The 16,912-nt window shown below is 58.4% G+C and carries 19 protein-coding genes and 1 riboswitch; of the genes, 8 read left to right on the top strand and 11 right to left on the bottom strand.

From position 1 onward, the window contains the following. Positions 1–588: 588 nt before the first annotated feature. From thiW to thiM, 3 genes are all read right to left on the bottom strand, one after another. Complete coding sequence (thiW, locus tag HMPREF9162_RS02225) at positions 589–1,077, bottom strand: energy coupling factor transporter S component ThiW (RefSeq protein WP_009658620.1); 489 nt, start codon at positions 1,075–1,077, stop codon at positions 589–591. A 43-nt stretch (positions 1,078–1,120) separates the two neighbouring features. Beyond that, positions 1,121–1,930, bottom strand: a complete 810-nt coding sequence (gene thiD, locus HMPREF9162_RS02220) for a bifunctional hydroxymethylpyrimidine kinase/phosphomethylpyrimidine kinase (protein ID WP_037350100.1) — start codon at positions 1,928–1,930, stop codon at positions 1,121–1,123. 183 nt (positions 1,931–2,113) lie between these two features. After that, positions 2,114–2,938, bottom strand: coding sequence for a hydroxyethylthiazole kinase (gene thiM, locus HMPREF9162_RS02215; protein WP_009438258.1), 825 nt, complete (start codon positions 2,936–2,938; stop codon positions 2,114–2,116). A gap of 75 nt (positions 2,939–3,013) precedes the next feature. Between thiM and HMPREF9162_RS12580 the strand changes: the two genes are divergently transcribed. Continuing rightward, complete coding sequence (locus HMPREF9162_RS12580) at positions 3,014–3,193, top strand: hypothetical protein (protein WP_009438222.1); 180 nt, start codon at positions 3,014–3,016, stop codon at positions 3,191–3,193. Positions 3,194–3,208: 15 nt separating this feature from the next. Here the strand turns inward: HMPREF9162_RS12580 and cytX are convergent, their stop codons facing one another. From cytX to HMPREF9162_RS02200, 3 genes are all read right to left on the bottom strand, one after another. Then, on the bottom strand, positions 3,209–4,387 hold the full coding sequence (gene cytX, locus HMPREF9162_RS02210) for a putative hydroxymethylpyrimidine transporter CytX (RefSeq protein ID WP_009438314.1): 1,179 nt from the start codon (positions 4,385–4,387) through the stop codon (positions 3,209–3,211). A 57-nt stretch (positions 4,388–4,444) separates the two neighbouring features. Then, a riboswitch (TPP riboswitch) is annotated at positions 4,445–4,553 on the bottom strand. Positions 4,554–4,581: 28 nt separating this feature from the next. Then, positions 4,582–5,559 carry a PRC-barrel domain-containing protein gene (locus HMPREF9162_RS02205; RefSeq protein ID WP_037350098.1) on the bottom strand — a complete coding sequence of 326 codons (978 nt, stop codon included), beginning with the start codon at positions 5,557–5,559 and terminating at the stop codon, positions 4,582–4,584. A gap of 26 nt (positions 5,560–5,585) precedes the next feature. Next, a complete protein-coding gene (locus HMPREF9162_RS02200; protein WP_009658691.1) occupies positions 5,586–6,398 on the bottom strand; it encodes a hypothetical protein in 813 nt (270 codons plus the stop codon). Between the two features lie 283 nt (positions 6,399–6,681). Here HMPREF9162_RS02200 and HMPREF9162_RS02195 point away from each other — a divergent pair, with 283 nt between their 5' ends. From HMPREF9162_RS02195 to HMPREF9162_RS02165, 7 genes are all read left to right on the top strand, one after another. Next, entirely contained in the window at positions 6,682–6,948 is a 267-nt protein-coding gene (locus tag HMPREF9162_RS02195) for an HPr family phosphocarrier protein (RefSeq protein ID WP_009658598.1), read from the top strand. Between the two features lie 92 nt (positions 6,949–7,040). Continuing rightward, entirely contained in the window at positions 7,041–8,777 is a 1,737-nt protein-coding gene (ptsP, locus tag HMPREF9162_RS02190; protein WP_009752643.1) for a phosphoenolpyruvate--protein phosphotransferase, read from the top strand. A gap of 283 nt (positions 8,778–9,060) precedes the next feature. Beyond that, the gene (locus HMPREF9162_RS02185) at positions 9,061–9,288 is read left to right on the top strand and encodes a ferredoxin (protein WP_037350096.1); all 228 of its coding nucleotides are present in this window, start codon (positions 9,061–9,063) and stop codon (positions 9,286–9,288) included. A 71-nt stretch (positions 9,289–9,359) separates the two neighbouring features. Then, positions 9,360–10,433, top strand: coding sequence for an aldose epimerase family protein (locus HMPREF9162_RS02180; protein WP_009752544.1), 1,074 nt, complete (start codon positions 9,360–9,362; stop codon positions 10,431–10,433). 139 nt (positions 10,434–10,572) lie between these two features. Further along, positions 10,573–11,763: an ADP-forming succinate--CoA ligase subunit beta gene (sucC, locus tag HMPREF9162_RS02175; RefSeq protein WP_009752629.1), complete on the top strand. Its 1,191-nt coding sequence runs from the start codon at positions 10,573–10,575 to the stop codon at positions 11,761–11,763. A gap of 13 nt (positions 11,764–11,776) precedes the next feature. Further along, the gene (gene sucD / locus HMPREF9162_RS02170) at positions 11,777–12,682 is read left to right on the top strand and encodes a succinate--CoA ligase subunit alpha (protein WP_009438285.1); all 906 of its coding nucleotides are present in this window, start codon (positions 11,777–11,779) and stop codon (positions 12,680–12,682) included. Between the two features lie 228 nt (positions 12,683–12,910). After that, complete coding sequence (locus tag HMPREF9162_RS02165; protein WP_009752682.1) at positions 12,911–13,798, top strand: fructose bisphosphate aldolase; 888 nt, start codon at positions 12,911–12,913, stop codon at positions 13,796–13,798. 140 nt (positions 13,799–13,938) lie between these two features. On the opposite strand, the gene HMPREF9162_RS02160 is transcribed toward HMPREF9162_RS02165, so the two are convergent. From HMPREF9162_RS02160 to HMPREF9162_RS02145, 5 genes are all read right to left on the bottom strand, one after another. Then, positions 13,939–14,325: a DUF86 domain-containing protein gene (locus tag HMPREF9162_RS02160; protein WP_009752764.1), complete on the bottom strand. Its 387-nt coding sequence runs from the start codon at positions 14,323–14,325 to the stop codon at positions 13,939–13,941. Further along, complete coding sequence (locus HMPREF9162_RS02155) at positions 14,306–14,611, bottom strand: nucleotidyltransferase family protein (protein ID WP_009349429.1); 306 nt, start codon at positions 14,609–14,611, stop codon at positions 14,306–14,308. The genes HMPREF9162_RS02160 and HMPREF9162_RS02155 overlap by 20 nt, the downstream gene beginning before the upstream one ends. 22 nt (positions 14,612–14,633) lie before the next feature. Continuing rightward, a complete protein-coding gene (locus tag HMPREF9162_RS02150; RefSeq protein WP_009752564.1) occupies positions 14,634–15,362 on the bottom strand; it encodes a Fic family protein in 729 nt (242 codons plus the stop codon). A gap of 456 nt (positions 15,363–15,818) precedes the next feature. Then, positions 15,819–16,322 (bottom strand): AAA family ATPase, encoded by a 504-nt coding sequence (locus HMPREF9162_RS12665; RefSeq protein ID WP_254655340.1) that lies wholly within the window; start codon positions 16,320–16,322, stop codon positions 15,819–15,821. Further along, complete coding sequence (locus HMPREF9162_RS02145) at positions 16,322–16,909, bottom strand: AAA family ATPase (protein WP_009752517.1); 588 nt, start codon at positions 16,907–16,909, stop codon at positions 16,322–16,324. The genes HMPREF9162_RS12665 and HMPREF9162_RS02145 overlap by 1 nt, the downstream gene beginning before the upstream one ends. Between the last annotated feature and the right edge of the window lie 3 nt (positions 16,910–16,912).

Raw genomic sequence — 16,912 nt, 5'->3', positions numbered from 1 at the left:
GGCAGTCCGCTGGGGCGGATGCAGCGGCGAACGGGTGCGCCGCGTGAGAACGTGTCACGCGCGGAGGAACCTGAGTGTCAAGCGCACAATGAGGTTCGCCACCGCGGTTTTACCGTGGTTCGTAAAGTTTTCGTGAGGAAAGTTCCCCGGCGCATGCTAGCGGCGATGAGGAACGAAGCAAAGGACGTTTGGATGCAAAAGAGTTGTCAATCACTTCCTGTATTTTCCGCATAACCGCCGCCGGGTGACGAGAAAGCCCGCCGGCGGTTTTGTATTGCAAAATTTTATCTAGTTCCGTTGACCTTAATTTTCCCCTTTTCTTAGATTTTCCTGTGTTTATATCGTAGAAAAGTCCTAATAGGCGTTTACTTCCCTTTTTTCTATGTTATAATGTGCCCCGCTTTCCATTGTAGACGCCGGGTTCTCCAACATCGCGGAAGGACTGGGGCTTGTCGTCTTTATCGGGCTGCTCTTATATTTTGGAAAAATCGTACGGGGTGAGAAAAAAGCATAAAAAATAAGGACTGCTGCAGGCGCGTCCCGGCGCATGTGATGCAGCCCTATTTTTATGTGCAGATGTCGCGTTCCTTATCCCCGCGGCAGTTTTGGCAGCAGGAAGCGCAGGAGAATGTAGGCGGCGATGCTGCCCGCGCCCGTGGAGATGAGGAACGGGACGATGTAGACGGTGTAGCTCGCAGGCGAGAGTCCCATGAGGAGCGCTGCGACGGGATAGGCGGCGAGCGCGCCGAGAATGCCCGTGCCGAGCGCTTCGGCGATACAGGTCAGTCCAAGACGGCGCGTATAGTGATAGACAACGCCGCAGGCGAGCGCGCCGACCATGCTGCCGGGGAATGCCATGAGACTGCCCAGCCCCGCGATGTTGCGCAAAAGGCTTGCGGAAAAGGCGACACCGACACCCCATAGAGGTCCTAGGAACACGGCGGCTAGGATGTTGACGAGATGCTGTACAGGCGCGCATCGGCTGCCGAGCACGGGGAAACTGAACACGCCGCCGAGAACGGCAATCGCGACGAGGATGCCCGCGAGGGTGAGTTTTCGAGTCGGTGTGTCAAACATGAGATTTCCTTTCACATGGAGGATGTCGGCGTTTTCCGGGACGTCAGGATGGGATAAACGCGCTCTTTAGATCAAAGGTATGCGCCATCGGGCCGTGCCCCTTCCCGAGGTTAAGTCCCGCCGCGAGCGCACCCGAGAGGTATTCTTTTGCTCGTGTAACCGCCGCGTCTATGTCCATGCCGCGCGCGAGATTCGAGGCGATCGCGCTCGAGAGCGTACAGCCCGTGCCGTGCGTGTTCTCCGTCGCGATGCGCCGCCCCCGAAACCACCGTGCACCCGCAGCATCGACGAGCAGATCGTTCGCATCATCCACTGCGTGCCCGCCCTTCATCAGCACCGATGTCCCGTAATCCGCATAGATTTTCGCCGCCGCATACTCCATATCGGCGGTATTTTTGATGTCCATCGCGGCGATCACCTCTGCCTCGGGGATGTTCGGCGTGATGAGATCGGCGCGCGACACCAGTTCTTTGCAAAGCGCATCAACCGCCTCCTCAGCGATGAGCCGCGCGCCGCTCGTTGCGACCATCACGGGGTCGAGGACAATGTTGCGTGCGCGGTACTCCGCAAGTTTCTTGGCAATCACGCGGATCAGCGTCGCATCCGCGACCATGCCGATCTTTACCGCATCGGGCGGGATGTCGGTAAAAATGGCGTCGATCTGTGCCGCGAGGAATGCGGGCGGCACGGCGAGGATGTCCGTCACGCCCTTTGTGTTCTGCGCCGTCAGCGCGGTGAGCGCACTCATGCCGTAGACGCCGTGCGCCGTCATCGTCTTGAGATCCGCTTGGATGCCCGCCCCGCCGCTCGAGTCGCTGCCGGCAATGGTGAGGACCGTGGGTTGTTGGTACATGGTTTCATCTCCTTGAATATGATGCGTTTTTCCCTCGCGTTGTTTTATTTTATGCGGCGGAACACGATGCGCCGCCATGCAGGATCCGTCACACAGAACTTTCGTGCCGAAGAGGTGTCTGCCGCAGCCATTTTTAAGCCCCGCTTTTTTGGCAAGGCAGATGCCGAATCGGCGATACAAATTTCAAAGTCGTTCCACCTTCGCGTGCCGCCTCAGCGTCTCTTCATCCATCCGATAAATCGCATCGATGATCTTCGTACGGTACGCGGCGTTGCCGTCCCCCGCCCCCATACGCGACCAAGCGATTTCCCCGGCGACGCCCATCAAGACGACTGCCGTCAGCACGGCATCGAGCGGTCGCGCAGGAACAACCGCGAGCGCCGCCGCAGTGAGTGCCGAGAGCTGACATCCTGTCCCCGTCACACGACTCATCTCCGCACGCCCGTTACGCACCGCATAGCAGATTTCCCCGTCCGTCAGGAGATCAATCGCCCCCGTCACCGCCGCGATGCAGCGATGCTTTTCCGCAAACGCGCGGACGAACGCCGCCGATGCCGCGAGATTTTCCTCCGTCACCGCATCTGCTGCCGCGGCATCCACACCGTCCGAATGTCCCGCCCCCATCGCGAGCGTCCGAACCTCGGAGATATTGCCGCGCACAGCCGTGGGCTTCACCTCATAGAGCAGATCGCGTGCCGTCGCCGTACGCAGGCGGCTCGCCCCCGCCCCCACGGGATCAAGCACGACAGGACGCGCAAGCGTGCGGGCATGGCGTCCCGCCGCCATCATCGCGGGGATCGTCCGTGCGTTCAGCGTCCCAATGTTGAGGCACAGCCCCGCGCAGAGTTCCGTAATCTCCTCGACTTCCTCCGGGTCGTCCGCCATGATCGGACGCGCCCCCGCCGCCAGCAGGACATTCGCCACATCGTTCACCGTCACATAGTTCGTGATGCAGTGAACGAGCGGCGCGGCGGATCGTATGGAGGGTAAAAGATCGTTGAAAGCCATTATGTTATCCTTTCGTGGCGTGACGTGTGATCTGTATGACGCGGCGAACGGGCGTCTTATCGACGCCGCGAAGCATTGAACCCCGAAGGGGCGGCACGGCATGTTCTTTATCAGTACGGGGCAGTGTTAGAATGCCGCTTTGCAGTCCGCAGCGCGCAGCGCAAGAGACTGTGGGGCATCATTTACTATAAGACGACACCGTCTCTGCCGCATCGTTTGCGAAGCGGCGAGAAAGATGCCCTGAGCCGCACATAGACACTTTCAAGAATTTTACCGCGTCGTCCGCGCTCCCCTCGCCTTATTCACCGCATACGCAAGCGCCATCGTCAGCGCGATGGTCGGCAGTGTGCTCCCGATCGGCGTATCGACGATAATCAGACCGCGATAGCAGAGGAACCCGACGAACCAGACGGCGAGATTCGCTCCGTGCACGGCGCGCTCCGACGCGTCCTCGTGCAGGACGAAGCTGCTCACGATCAGCACCGCGATCATCGGCGCAAAGACCGATCCGATGATGTAGAGAAATCCCGTAATATCGTCCATCGGGTAGACTGCCGCAGCCGCCGTCCCAACGATCGCAACCACGATGCCGACCGTGCGCCCGGAGATGCCGCGCACGATGCTCTCGCTCGACACACCCGCCGAATAGGCATCAAGATATGTCGTCGTCACCGTCGAAAGCACGACGATACCGAGTCCCGCCGCGCCAAGCCCCGCGTGCAGCATGATCTGCGCGATGTCGGACGTCCCCGCGAGGATCGCCGCGCCCATCCCGATGAAGTACATCCAGCAGCTCACGAGCCCGTAAACCACGGCGCTCACCGCAGCCGCTGCCACGGGACGCTCCGCCGCGCGCGTGTAGTCGCTGATGAGCGGCAGCCACGAGAGCGGCATCGCGATCGAGAGCTCGAGCGCCATCGCAAAGCTCATCGTCTCCCCCGCCGCGGACGCCGCCGCACCGTCCGCGCCCATAATCGTCACGCAGAGGAGGACGGTCAGGAGAAACAGCCCTGTCATCGCGACCGCATTCACAGGCCCGATGCGCAGAATACCGATGCGGATCCAAAGGACGATGAGCGCGCCGATGCCGAGACACCAAAGCGCGTGCCCCGCGTCCATAATGCTGCCCGCCGCGAGTGCTCCGTCATAGATCATGATCGACGTCCACCCGACGAGCTGGAGCACATTGAGCACGGCAAAGAGCAGCCCCCCGCGCCCGCCGAACGCCATCTTCACCGTCTCCATCGCGCTCCGCCGCGCACGCGCACCAATCACGCCCGCGAGGAACAGCAGGAAACAGCCGACGATGTGACCGAGCACGATCGCCGCGGCGCCGTCCGCAAACCCAAGTGGAGCAAAGAACGTCCCCGTTAAAATCTCCGCGAGCGATACGCCCGCGCCGAACCAAATCAGCGCATTCGCGCCGAGACCTGTCTGCCGCTCCATCATATACCTCCGTCCGATACAGATACAAAAACGCAGCCATGCCAAGAGACATAGCCGCGTTCGACTGCATCGGTATATCCCTACGTTGGCATTACCCAAATCAGGTTGCGGGTCGGGACGCACACGTCCCCTCTCAGCCGCCTCGTGGCAGCTCCCCTTTATATTGTGGAGAAAATCCTCCAAGCACCGGCTGCCGGTTACTGTGCACTCATCGACAGCTCAATGAACTTATTCCCAAGCTTTGCCTTTTGCAGGACTTCCTCGGTGATGTCCGCGCCCGCCTCAACGATGACAACGCCGTTGTCCATCTTGATTGTGCGCGTCGCCTTCTTGCCGAGGAGGAAGCGGCGGTGACGATCCTCGTTCACACGCTCCGCGCTCTTTTCCTCCTCTGCGTGGGCAGGCTCTGCCGGAGCGTGCTCCTCCGCCGGAGCACTCTCAACAACCGGCTCCGGTGCAGGCCCCTCTGCCGGAGGAACCTCTGCGATCGGCTCTTCTGCGGGCAGCTCCTCCGCTGCGGACTCAGCCGCAGGGGCTTCTTCTGCAATGGGAGCTTCCTCTACGGGAGCAGTCTCTGCCGCGGGGACTTCAGGCGCGGGCTCTGCCGCGGGAATGTCAACGACCGGCTCGACTGCGGGGAGCTCTTCCACCGCAGGCACAGGCGCAGCGGGTGCCGCCGGTGCTGCCGCTGCGTCAGATTTTTTTCCGGCATCGCCCTCCGGGGAGATCACGGTGACTTCCTTCCCAAAGATGGAAACCTGATCCGCCGTAACCTCGGACGTCATGCCCTCGGGTGTCGTGATCTCGCATTTCTCGATGCTGCCGTCCTCGCCGATGAAGATCTCGGAGATGATCCCCTGAATCACGCCCGTGCGCGTGATCGCCTTCGTTCCGATGACCCGGATGTTGTCGTCGAGCAGCGTCTCAAAATCCCCCGCCGCATCGAGCGTCAGGATATTCTCGCTGTTGTTGATCGTAACGGCATCCTCACCGACCGCAATGACATTATCGTAGGGAATGAGCTTGACTCCGCGATACCAGTCCTCGTCCTCGATCGTGACCGCTGCCACGACGCGGTTCGGCGCATCGATGAGCAGGGTCTTGCTCATGCCGAGTTCACGCCCCTCCGTGATGCTGATGACGGGAAGTCCTAGGATGTCAACGCTTTTCTTCATTTCTATTCCTCCATTTTTCAAAAATGTCAAGGGTGGGAAGCGGGCGCCTCGTCCGCCTGTCGGTTCGCCGCGTCGATCAAATCCTTCGGCACGTCGCCAAAGGGAAGCGTCGGCGTGCCCCGCAGGGCAAGCAGAAGGGAGAGCGCGTCCATGTACCGCAGGGATCTTTGGAACTCCTGCACCATGACGGGGTTCCGCGCGATGCTCGGCAGCGTGAGCGCGTGGTTGAACAGGCTGCGCGCCGCGCCGTAGTCGCCCATGTTCTTGTAGAGCGTCGAGAGCTCAATGACCAGATACGGCATATAGGAGTCTCCGGGATGCCGCGCGAGCGCCTCCCGGTACGCACGTATGGCATGCGCGGGGTTCTGCGCCGCCGACTCGTACGCGATGTCAAGCAGCGCATCCAGATCGGTCGGCAGTCGTTCCTCCGCCGCAGCGACAGCGGGCACGTCAGGGATCGGAAGAGACACAGCGGAACGTGCTTCGTCCGCCGTGTGATCGACAGGAGCGTCAGCATCGTGCATCGATACGGAGCGCTCCGGTTCCATGCACACCGCCGGATCCGCGGACGGTGCTCCGGCAGCCGCCGCATCCGTGATCGGCTCCGGCACGGCGTCAGGATCCTCCTCAAAGGCAAGCGGTGCCGCATCTGCCCGCGGGCGCACCCGATGTGCGGCTCTTCGGTTATAGATTGTCACACACGCGCCCGCACCGAGGATCAGCAGCGCCAGATGCACATAGTACATCCGCGTCAGCGCAGGGCTAAACGCGATCAGCCCCGCGACAAGCCCGACGCCGAGAAGTGCCGCCAGTACAACGGAGGAAAGCCGGATCTGCATCACTGCGCCGCCTCCCCTTTTTCCTTCGATCTCCACGCCGCGTTTCCTATGCCGCATTCACCGCACAGGCATTCTAGAACTCTTTCGACACGAATGAGAAAAATCCTTCCTTTTTCTGCAAAATATTCTTGAAAAACATTTTTATTTCCACCCTTTATTTTAGAGGGTATTTTATAGTATAATGACCGTGACATTCATTTGCATCCGCACGCCGCCGTGCGCGGCTGTATGCGGGCGCGATGGGGAATATGTGCTTATCATTTTTCGGATGGGAGAGGTTCATATGACGCAGGAAACGGTGACAATCGAGAACAAGACGGGCATCCATGCACGTCCCGCATCGGTATTCGTTCAGACCGCGACGAAGTTCAAGTCCAAGATCCAGCTCGAGGCAAAGGGCAAAAAGGTTGACGCCAAGAGCATCCTCATGCTGATGAGCATGGGGCTCGTCAAGGGCACCGAACTCACCATCATCGCCGAGGGCGAGGACGAGGCAGCGGCGGTCGCGGAGCTTGCAGGGCTCATCAAGTCGAAATTCGGCGAAGAGTAACATATGCCGGCGCCCCGGGGTTTTGCAGTACACAGCTTTGCCCCGAGGCGCTTTTTTCATCGGGAATTTTCATAGAAAAGAGGGGGATATATATGTCGGAGACCATCCGTGGAAAAGGTGTGATCTCGGGGATTGCCGTCGGCACAGTCATGCTCGCGGGGCAAAACCTCGACGGCTATCTCGCCGCCTACCACCCGGGAACGCTCGCGGAGGAAGAGAGCAAAGCGGAAGCGGCGATTGCAGCCGTCACGGAGACCCTGCTCACAACCATCGAGCGCCTGCGCAAAGAGGATCAGGCGGAGCAGGCCGCGATCCTTGAGGCACACCGCATGATGGTGCAGGACCCCATGATGGCGGACAATATCCGGAGTAAAATCGACGCCTGCGGCAGTGCGCCGCAGGGCATCCTCGATGCCGCCAACGAGCAGGCGCAGGTCTTTGAGCAGATGGAGGATGAATACTTCGCCGCACGCGCAGTCGATCTGCGCGATGTGGGCAAGCGCATTGCCAAATATATCCTCGGCGTCAAGGAACCCGAGCCCGGCGCAGGACAGCTCATTCTCTGCGGTGAGGAGATCGAGCCGTCCGTCGTCGCGGGAATGCCGACAGATCAGATCGCGGGCGTCATCTTGGGCTCGGGCAGTGCGACGAGCCACGTCGTCATCATCGCCAAGGCGCGCGCAATCCCGACCGTCCTCGGCATCGGCGATAAGATCGAGCTCATCAGCGACGGCGACGAGGTCATCCTCGACGGCAGCCGCGGCGACATCGTCATCCGCCCGACCGAAGCCGAGCGTGCACTCTATGAGACGAAGATCGACGAGCAGAAAAAACTCGCCGCCCACTACGCCGCGCTCAAGGATCTCCCCGCCGTCACAAAGGACGGCGTGCGCATTGAGCTGACGGCGAACATCGGCACCCACATGGATGTCGACAACGCGCTGACCTACGGCGCGGAGGGCGTCGGACTCTTCCGCTCGGAGTTCATCTTCATGGGCTCCTCGACCATCCCGACCGAAGAGGATCAGTTCAAAGTTTACCGCGCCGCCGTCGAGAAATGCGGCGATCATATCTGCGTCATCCGCACGATGGACATCGGCGGGGACAAGCCGCTCCCCTACCTCAACATCGATCCCGAGGAGAACCCGTTCCTCGGTTACCGTGCACTGCGCATCAGCCTCGACCGGCACGACCTCTTCCTGCCGCAGATCAAAGCGATCCTGCGTGCGGGACTCTACGGCAAAGCCGCCATGATGGTGCCGATGGTCATCAGCGTCAGCGAGATCCAGCGCGTGCAAAAGCTCGTCGAGCAGGCGAAAGTCGAGCTCGCCCACGAGGGCAAAGAGTATTCCGATGATGTACAGGTCGGCATCATGGTCGAGACCCCGGCGGCAGCCGTCGTCTCCCCGCTCCTTTCCGCCTACGTCGACTTCTTCAGCATCGGCACGAACGACCTCATCCAGTACACGCTTGCGGTCGACCGGGGCAACGCCCAGATCGCGCATCTCTACAACCCGTTCAACCCCGCCGTCCTGCGTCTCATCCAACGCACGATCCAAAGTGCGCGCGAGCGCGGCATCTGGGCGGGCATGTGCGGCGAGATGGCGAGCGACCCGTACGCCGCCGTGCTGCTGCTCGGCATGGGCATCACCGAACTCTCCATGAGCGCGCCGTCCATCCCGCGCGTCAAGGAGATGATCCGCTCCGTCACATTGACGCAGGCAAAGGATCTCCTCGCCGACGTCATGAAGATGGAGCACGGCGTCGACATCCGCGCCTATGTGCACAAAATGCTCGGCGATACGACAGGCGCCGTCGCCGAAGGATAAATTTCTTCTCCTGTTGCTTTTCTCACAGACGCCATGTGCTGCATGAGGTATCCTATGCGCGTGTGTTATATTTGACGATCAAGACGGAGCTGTTGCACGCGCAAGTGTAACAGCTCTGTTTCATATGAGACGGGGCGGGCGGTGCTATATGGCGGATTGCGCCGTAATGCGTGTGCCGTTTGGGTATCCGCCGCAGCCGGTTTTAAGCCCCGCTTTTTTAGCAGGGCGGATGCCCAAGCGGCGCTAAAACATACCCGATGAAAATATCAAGAACAATCTAAAGATGCGTGAGAAGGGGGGGAGAGTCGTGCTTCATATCCGCACCGACCTCTGCGTCTCCTGCGGCATGTGCGCCGAGCGCCTCCCCGCCGTCTTTCGTATCGACCGCACGGCGCGCGCCGCAGAGATCGTGCGCCAGCCGGAGTCCATAGAGACCGACGACGCGCTCGAGGCGGCGGAGGACTGTCCCGTCGGCGCAATTATCTGGGTGCAGGCTGTGCCGCCGGACTAATTTTATATCAAAATAGATATTGATTTGTTTCATCTTTTCACCGGTATGTCACGTTTTCGGGGGGAAATGCCATGACAGAACTGAAGCTGGAGCCGTTCGGCAAAATGCCCGACGGTCGAAACATCGATCTCTACACATTGACGAACACAAACGGCACACGCGTCGCCGTGACGACCTACGGCGCGCGCCTCGTGCGCTTTGAAAAAGACGTCTACGGACATCCCATCGACATCATCCTCGGCTACACCCGCGGCGAGGACTATGTGCGCGACACCGCCTACATGGGCGCCGTCGTCGGGCGGCACGCGAACCGCATCGCGGGCGGGCGCATCACCGTCGGCGGACGTCCCTATTTGCTCGAACTCAACAGCGGGTCAAAGAAACAAAACCACATCCACGGCGGAACGCACGGCCTGCACACACATCTTTTTGACGCGGACATCGTCCACGACGGCGTCCGTTTCACCACCGTCAGCCCCGACGGTGCAGGCGGCTTCCCCGGCAATCTCGAGGTAAAGGTCACCTACCGCCTCACGGATGACGATGCCCTTTCCATTCGATACGAAGCCGTCAGCGATGCCGAAACCATCTGCAATATCACGAACCACAGCTATTTCAACCTCGAGGGCTGCACCGCCCCGAGCGTCCTCGACCACACGGCGGAGCTCTGCGCCGATACCTTCACATGGGCGGACGCAGAATCGCTCCCCGACGGGCGTATCCTCCCCGTTGCAGGCACACCGATGGACTTCACCGAACCGCACCGCATCGGCGATCGCATCGACGCGGACTACGACGAGGTGCAAATGGCGCACGGCTACGACCACAACTGGGTGCTGCGCGGCGACTTTGCGCCCGAGCCGTACTCACATCTCAAAAAAGCCGCGCGTGTTGCCTCCCCGAAAACAGGGCTCATTCTCTCCTGCTACACCGACCGCATCGGCGTGCAGTTCTACACCGGCAACAACCTGCGCGGGGATACCCCGCCCGGCAAAGGAGGCATTGTCTTCCCGCGGCGAAGCGGATTCTGCCTCGAGACGCAGTTCTTCCCGAATGCGCCGGCGAATCCCGCATTCCCGCAGCCCGTGCTCGCCATGGACGAGCTGTTCACCGCCGAGACCGTCTACAAACTCGACACAATATAAAATTTTTCATAGAATCCATTTATATCTCCTCTAGTTTTTTCAATCGACATATCGGTGAAAATCAGTGGACAATCCCGCAAAACGGGGTTAATATAGTAGTTATATATAGGTTCTACTCACAAAAGGGAGGATTGGGTAAATGAACATTCACGAGTATCAATCCAAACAGGTGCTGCGCGAATACGGCGTCAAAGTCCCGAACGGACTGCCCGCATTCACCGTAGACGCTGCCGTCGACAACGCCGAAAAGCTCGGCGCCCCCGTCATCGTCGTCAAGGCACAGATCCACGCGGGCGGCCGCGGCAAAGCGGGCGGCGTCAAGATCGCAAAGACGACCGACGAAGTGCGCCGCTACGCGCGCGAACTGCTCGGCAAGACGCTCGTCACGCATCAGACGGGACCCGAGGGCAAGGTCGTCAACCGCCTGCTCATCGAAGAGGGATCGAAGATCAAAAAAGAATTTTACCTCTCCTTCGTTATTGACCGCCTCAGCGCCAGCATCGTCATGATGGGCTCCGAGGAGGGCGGCGTCGAGATCGAAAAGGTCGCCGAAGAGCACCCCGAGAAGATCGTCAAGGAGTACATCGACCCTGTCGTCGGGCTCATGCCGTTCCAGGCGACGCGCATGGCATACGCCATCAACATCCCCGCACCTGCAGTGCGCAAAGCCTCGACGCTCATGCAGCGTCTCTACGCCGCCTTCATCGGCAAGGACTGCTCGCAGGTCGAGATCAACCCGCTCGTCGTCACCGAGGACGACGACGTCATTGCCCTCGACGCCAAGCTCAACTTTGACGACAGCGCACTCTACCGCCACCCCGACATCGCCGAGCTCCGCGACGACAGCGAAGAAGATCCGAAGGAACTCGAAGCCTCCGCGCACGGACTCAACTACGTCAACCTCGGCGGCGACGTTGCATGCATGGTCAACGGCGCGGGTCTTGCCATGGCGACCGTCGATATGCTCAAGCACTGCGGCGGCGAGCCCGCGAACTTCCTCGACGTCGGCGGCGACTCCGCCCCCGAGAAGATCGCAACCGCCTTTAACATCATGCTCGAAGGCGGACAGGCAAAGGGGATCTTCGTCAACATCTTCGGCGGCATCAACCGCTGCGACAACATCGCCAACGGCATCATCGAAGCCGCAAAACTCATCTCCAAAGACGGCAAATCCCTCCCCGTCCCCGTCGTCGTCCGTCTCGAGGGCACGAAGGTCACCGAAGGACGCGAGATTTTGAAGAACACACCGATCGGCAATGTTTTCGCCGCAGCCTCCATGGAAGACGGCGCAAAACAGATCGTAGAACTCGTTGCAAAGGCGAAGGCGTAAGGGAGGTTCAGCTATGTCCATTTTGATTGATAAAAATACCAAAGCCATCGTACAGGGCATCACAGGCAAAGCCGCCCTCTTCCATACGCGGCAGATGCTCGACGCCGGTACGCAGATCGTCGCGGGTGTCACCCCGGGCAAAGCGGGACAGGTCGTCGAGGGCGTCCCCGTCTACAACACCGTCAGAGACGCCGTTGAAGCAACCGGCGCGAACGCCTCCGTCATCTACGTCCCCGCGCGTTTTGCCGCCGACTCCATCATGGAAGCCGTCGACGCGGAATTGCCGCTCGTCATCTGCATCACCGAGCACATCCCCGTCCTCGACATGGTCAAGGTGCGCCGCTACATGCAGGGCAAAAAGAGCCGTCTCGTCGGGCCGAACTGCCCGGGACTACTTACGCCGAACCAGGCAAAGCTCGGCATCACCCCGACCAGTGTCGCAAAGCCCGGTCATGTCGGACTCGTCTCGCGCTCCGGCACCCTCACCTACGAGGCGGCATTCCAGCTCACGAATGCCGGCATCGGACAGACGACCACCGTCGGCATCGGCGGCGATCCCGTCAAAGACATGGACTTCATCGACGTCCTGAAGCTCTTTAAGGAAGACCCCGATACCCTCGCCGTCTTCATGATCGGCGAGATCGGCGGCACCGCCGAAGAAGAGGCCGCAAAGTGGATCAAGGAGAATATGCCCGAAAAACCCGTCGCCGCCTTCATCGCAGGGCGTCAGGCGCCTCCGGGCAAGCGCATGGGACACGCCGGCGCCATCATCTCCGGCGGCAAAGGCACCGCCGCCGATAAAGTCGCCGCGCTCAACGCTGCAGGCATCCCCGTCGCAGACACCGTCGCCCACATTGGTGAAACCATGGTCAAACTCCTCAAGGAAAAGGGGCTCTACGAAAAGTGCCACACCTGCTGAGGTCGTGCAGCGACAGAGAACGAAATCAGAGAATATAGGTGAATCACGGATGAAAATGGAGCGTGCGCAGAAATGCGCCGCTCCATTTTTGTATGCAGTTGAACGATGCCCCTCTCCCATATCTATAATTTCCCTTTATACTATCCCATGAAATTTATTTTCAATTTCGTTGAATTTCTTCCATTCCTGCGCTATAATATAGATATTAGAAAAAAGGAGGCATGCCCAATGAATCAAGATCAACTCAAGCGGATGCAACACGACAAAGGTTTCATCGCAGCCCTCGACCAGAGCGGCGGCTCGACGCCGAAGGCGCTGAAGGCGTACGGCGTGGACGAGAGCGCCTACCACGGCGAAGAGGAGATGTTCACGCGCGTCCACGAGATGCGCACGCGCATCATCAAGAGCCCTTCGTTTGACAAGAAAGAAATCCTCGCCGCGATTCTCTTTGAGAATACAATGGACCGCAAGATCGACGGTATCCTCACCGCAGATTTCCTGTGGGAGAAAAAGGGCATCATCCCCATCCTCAAGGTGGACAAGGGACTGGCCGACGAGAAGAACGGCGTCCAGCTCATGAAGCCCATCGACGGACTCAACGCCCTGCTCGACCGCGCAAACGAGCGCCACATCTTCGGCACGAAGATGCGCTCCGTCATCAAAGAGGCGAACGAGGCGGGCATCAAGGCAATCATCGACCAGCAATTTGAAGTCGGTATGCAGATTGTCGGCAAAGGGCTCGTACCCATCCTTGAGCCCGAGGTGGACATCCACTGCCCCGAGAAGGCAAAGGCGGAGAAGATCATGGTCGGCTTCATGAAGGAGCATCTTGCAAAACTGCCTGCAGACGCCAAGATCATGTTCAAGGTCACGATCCCGACCGAGGACAACCTCTACGAAGAGCTCATGAAGGATCCGCACGTCGTCCGCATCGTTGCCCTCAGCGGCGGCTATCCGCAGGACGAGGCAAATGAGAAGCTCGCCCGCAACCACGGACTCATCGCCAGCTTCTCCCGCGCGCTCTCGCAGGATCTGCGCGCAGGGCAGAGCGATGCCGAGTTCAACAGCGTGCTGAAGAAAGCCGTCGACGGTATCTACGCCGCATCCATTACCTAATCCGCTCTCCACGGAGCTTCCGGCGACACAAAAGGGCTTGCCGCACACATGCATGATTCATGTATGCGCGGCAAGCCCTTTTTCGTGTGGAATAATAGTCACAGATTCTCCGGATGCGGTGAAATACAGCCTATCTTCTTTTATCGCAGGGATTTCACCTGTACGAGTTCGTAATCGTTTTCTTTCAGAACATCGGCACAGAATGCCCTGAGCATGGGAATATCGTGCTGCATTGTCTCCCATACAATAGTAAAATTGATATTCTGATGATACGCATGTGCAAATATATTTCTCATGTCTCTGATGAGCTTCCACGGGATTTCCTCACTGTGTGCCAAGAACTCATCAGAGAAGCTCTTGACCAACTCGCCGATCGTCTGCATGGGCATAGCACATGCATTCCGATAGACATAGCTGTTCATGAACGCCTCTTCATTATCTCCGAAGAATCTCATCGTTTCTCCGATTTCGTCGCAGTACTTTTGAATCGACAACAGCACCTGCGCATCACGCTTGCCCACTTTCATAAAGTAAAATCTCATCCCTTTCTACTGCGTCCTTGAAAATATAACAGTCCTCCGATAACCGGCTGATCAGATCCACTTCCTTATCCAGCAATTCCTCTAAATCAAGTCGAAACCCCGCCATCTTAAAAAGCCCCATACCTTTGGGCGCAACCATATGAAAATCCACGTCGCTCTCTTCCGTCGCCTCACCGCGCGCATAGGAGCCAAACAGGAACAATTTAACCACCCGATATTTTTCACAAATCGGACGAATTTTTTCCTTAATTTCATCAATCGTCAAAATCATTTCTGCCCCTCCTCTCCAAAGTTCAAAGCATCGCGAGATAGTCGTCCAACCGTGCATTCACATACCCCGCAAACAACTCCTCCATACTGTCGATCGTCCCCTTCTCGTGGTAGTCGTCAAACGCCTGATAATAGCGCATCCGATCCGTGAATTTAATATCGATCGGCGGATAGCCTGCCTTCATCAGCTCCAGATTGACGAGGAGACGTCCCGTGCGCCCGTTCCCGTCGATGAAGGGATGGATCGCCTCGAATTCGAGGTGAAACTGCGCGAGCCGCGACACAATATGCCGCTCCATATGATCTCCGTAAACGAGCAGCAAAAGCTCCATCTCCGACCGGATCAAATACGGCTGCACAGGATTGTGTTTCGCGCCCATAATGCTCACAGGGACTCTGCGGTAAACGCCGCGATCCGCGCGCTTATCCTCCAGCACCAGCGCATGAATCTGCTTGATGACCTGCTCTGAGAGCGGAACGTTATCCCGCACGAGCTCGAGCACGAAGTCAAACGCCTCCTTATGCCCGACCGCCTCGAGATGCTCACGCAGCGGCTTTTGCGCAATCGTCAGCCCGTGCAGCACCATGTCTGTCTCGCGCAGGGTCAGCGTATTGCCCTCAATAGCATTCGAATTATACGTGTACTCCACCGCGAATGCCTCTGTCAGACGTTCAATTTCGCCCCGTGTGAGCGGTCGTTTCGCGTCCAGCACCTTTTTCTTTTGGTCAATAATGTCAAGCAGCGATTCCACATTGAATCTCCTTATACTCGATGTTCGGCAGATATCCCAATGTGCCGAATACGCTCGAGGTCGTATATTTTGTGCCCGTACAATATCCCCCTACATAACTAAATTTGCCGTAAATTGTCAAGGACTCCGCGCACAGTTGCTCCACCGTGACGAATAAAATTCTGCGGTGTACACTCTTTGACAAAATCCGGCTTAAAATAAATACGTATACTAGATATTTTTTATATGTTTACAGAAATCACATTATTGTCAGAATACTTGTTTTGAAGTACTGCCAACAAGCGCTTTCCACGTATTTTCTTTTGACCGATATATGCTCACTATTTTTGCTCTTCCATTATAGCATTTCTTTCATTAATATAATAGCCCCCTTTAAGTCCCGCCGGCCATACAAAAAGAGCCGGCGCATGCGTACGTTTTTACGCCGCTGCACCGACTCTCTCCGGCTCTCACGCCTCATACACTTACTCTGTTGCCCGCAAAATCCGCTTTCGGATCTCGTTCAAAAAATATCGAAAACTCGGCGATACATTTGCATCCGGGCACATGTGCCGCCCGATGTTCACCGCCCACTCGCGCTTGCGCTTGCCGCGCTCCACATAGGTCGGGCAGTCCTTCTTCATCCGCTCCCTGCCGCCGTGATAGATCACATCCGCCAGACACTCCTACGTCCGACATACGCTGCGAGAAAAACGGCTCGGTAAAGCCCTTTTTCCAAAACTGCAAAACCATCTGCCCGCTGAGCATCTTCACCGGCTCGATCTTCTCGATGTTCGGGATCTTCGTCCGGATCTCGTCGAGCACACGCTTGAACGTCTTCGGGTTGTCCCGGTACATATACTGCTCCACATTGTTGAGATTGCTCCCCGTACGGTCAAGGTACTGCGCGGGCGCCGCGGACTGCATCTGCCGTGCTGCATCGGGCGTGAAGTAGCAGAGGTACCAGCTTCTGAGGAACATCAGGAACTTTTCGATGCGCGAATCTGCTTCATCGCGCCGAGTGTCACAATCCCGAGCTTGCGCGGATCAACCATTTCGACCTCGACGCGCCGCCCGTAGTCCCTGCCGCCGTCCTCCTGGCCGCCGTCCGCGCCCTCGAACGCATAGCCCTGCCCACGGATCAAATAGAGAAACGAGAGCGGGCGCCCGTACGAATTGCCCTGCCGCCGTTGGCGCAGACGCTCTTCCTCCACATATGGACGGTTCTCATCATCCTTGTTGATCGTCAGCTCGTAGGTGATGGGGCGCGCATTCGACGTCTCGCGGTAGTAGATCTCAAAGTGGATGGGCGCGTCCGCCCCCTGCGAGACCAGCTGATCATAGCCGCCGCGGTGACTCGCATCGCACGCTGTCTCTACATCCGTCGAAAGGCAGTCCGAAATAAAGCCGAACGCGTCCGCAAGCGTACTCTTTCCCGTACCGCTCGAGCCGATGATCGCCACCATATTATCCAAATCTTCGCCCGACTGATCGCTGAACAGGCGCCCCATTTTGACATCCTTCAGCGAACCGTAATTTTGAATCCGAATACCAAGAATCTTTCCCATGAG

The sequence above is a fragment of the Selenomonas sp. oral taxon 137 str. F0430 genome, from assembly GCF_000183625.1.
GTDB lineage: Bacteria > Bacillota > Negativicutes > Selenomonadales > Selenomonadaceae > Centipeda > Centipeda artemidis.
The sequence above is the reverse complement of the archived record's forward strand: the minus strand, read 5'-3'. Positions and strand labels throughout refer to the sequence as shown.